This window comes from Streptomyces sp. SBT349, assembly GCF_001083795.1.
Classification (GTDB): domain Bacteria; phylum Actinomycetota; class Actinomycetes; order Streptomycetales; family Streptomycetaceae; genus Streptomyces.
Window position 1 is genome coordinate 1 of the sequence record NZ_LAVK01000667.1, and the last position, 1,400, is coordinate 1,400.

A 1,400-nucleotide genomic window follows, 5' to 3' on the forward strand; every position below is an offset into this window, starting at 1 on the left:
GTGGCCACCCACACACCCCGCCCACACACGCAGGAGCAGACCGTGACCCCCGACCCGACAACCGGCCACCCCGACGAGCCGCCCGCGTTCGCCGCCGTGGCGCTCGCGGCCGTCACCGGCATCACCCTCAAGCGCTACTGCGACAACGGCCACCTCGTCGGCGACGCGACCGACGCCGAGGTGCTGGCCGCCGCGCGCGGCCACGCCCTGCCGAGTGCCCGGCTGGACTGCGTGGAGTGCCGCGACGAGCTCAACGCCGCCGGCGGTGCCTTGTGAGCGCCCCGTCCCGTATCCAGCGCCGCCGCACCCCCGGCGCCCGCACGCCCGCCGCCGCGGTGTACGTCGGCCGCGGCCGAGGCGACTACGGCCGCTGGGGCAACCCGTTCCGCATCATCCGCATCGGCGGCGTGTGGAGCCTGCTGCTCCTCGACGGGCGCCTGTGCGGCGCACACGCGACCAAGGAGAGCGCGGCCCGCGCCGCTACGGAGGAGTTCCGCGCCTGGGTCCACGCACCCGAGCAGTCCGAGCTGCTGGCCGCCGCGCGCTCCGAGTTGGCCGGGCGGGACCTGGCGTGCTGGTGCGCCGTGGGCACGCCCTGCCACGGGGGCGTCTGGCTCACCGCGGTCAACGCGCCGACGGAGGTGCCCAGTGCCTGAACGGATCTATATGAACCGGATCGCCGGACAGCGCCGCATCCACATCGAGATCGACGAGGCCGAGATCGCCGACATCCTCGACGACCTGGCCTCGGCGAACCGCAACTCGCCGTTCGCGGCGACGCGTCAACTCGTCGCGATCCTCCGCGCCGCGAACGACACGTTCGCCGCGGCCCGCCGCCAGGACCCCGCCGCGGGGGGTGGCGCGTGATGGCCGCGCACCGCTGGGTCTGGCTGTCCTGCGACGTCGTCGACGAACTGCCAGGCGACGCCGAGTGCCACGAGACCACCATGCCCGACCTGTACGTGGCCGGCGCCTCCCCGAGCACGGTGCGCCAGGCCGAGCAGGACTATCAGGCCAAGGGGTGGCACCAGCGTCCCGGCGGACGCTACGTCTGCCCGGCGCACTGGGAAGCAGGCGCCCGGTGACCGCCCCGGCGCTCACGCCGCGGCAGTTGGAGATCCTGCGCCGGGTCGCCGACGGGCAGACGCACCAGCAGATCGCCCGCGCCCTGGGCCTGGCGGTGGTCACGGTGCGGGTCCACTCCGCCGCGCTGCGGGCCGCACTCGGCGCCCGGAGCCTGGCGCACGCCGTGCACCTCGCCCACGGCGCCGGGCTGCTCCGCCGCGAGCGGCACGGGGACCACGCGAGCTACGAGGCGCACCGCCGCCGCGGCGAGGACCCGTGCGACGCCTGCCGCGCCGGCGAACGCGCCTACCGCCACACCCTCCGCACCACCGCCC

At 75.9% G+C, this 1,400-nt stretch carries 5 protein-coding genes; all 5 read left to right on the top strand.

Annotation, left to right across the window (positions count from 1 at the left end; genetic code table 11):
- On the top strand, window positions 1-276 hold a 276-nt coding region (locus tag ADY01_RS35665), incomplete at its 5' end, for a hypothetical protein (protein ID WP_234320555.1).
- Window positions 273-656: a DUF4326 domain-containing protein gene (locus ADY01_RS35670; protein WP_049581047.1), complete on the top strand. Its 384-nt coding sequence runs from the start codon at window positions 273-275 to the stop codon at window positions 654-656. The genes ADY01_RS35665 and ADY01_RS35670, both read left to right, overlap by 4 nt.
- A complete protein-coding gene (locus tag ADY01_RS35675) occupies window positions 649-867 on the top strand; it encodes a hypothetical protein (RefSeq protein ID WP_159001654.1) in 219 nt (72 codons plus the stop codon). Before ADY01_RS35670 ends, ADY01_RS35675 begins: the two co-directional genes overlap by 8 nt.
- Complete coding sequence (locus ADY01_RS35680) at window positions 864-1,085, top strand: hypothetical protein (RefSeq protein WP_159001656.1); 222 nt, start codon at window positions 864-866, stop codon at window positions 1,083-1,085. The genes ADY01_RS35675 and ADY01_RS35680 overlap by 4 nt, the downstream gene beginning before the upstream one ends.
- Window positions 1,082-1,400, top strand: a 319-nt coding sequence (locus tag ADY01_RS35685; RefSeq protein WP_049581052.1) for a LuxR C-terminal-related transcriptional regulator, incomplete at its 3' end; no start/stop codon positions are given. The genes ADY01_RS35680 and ADY01_RS35685, both read left to right, overlap by 4 nt.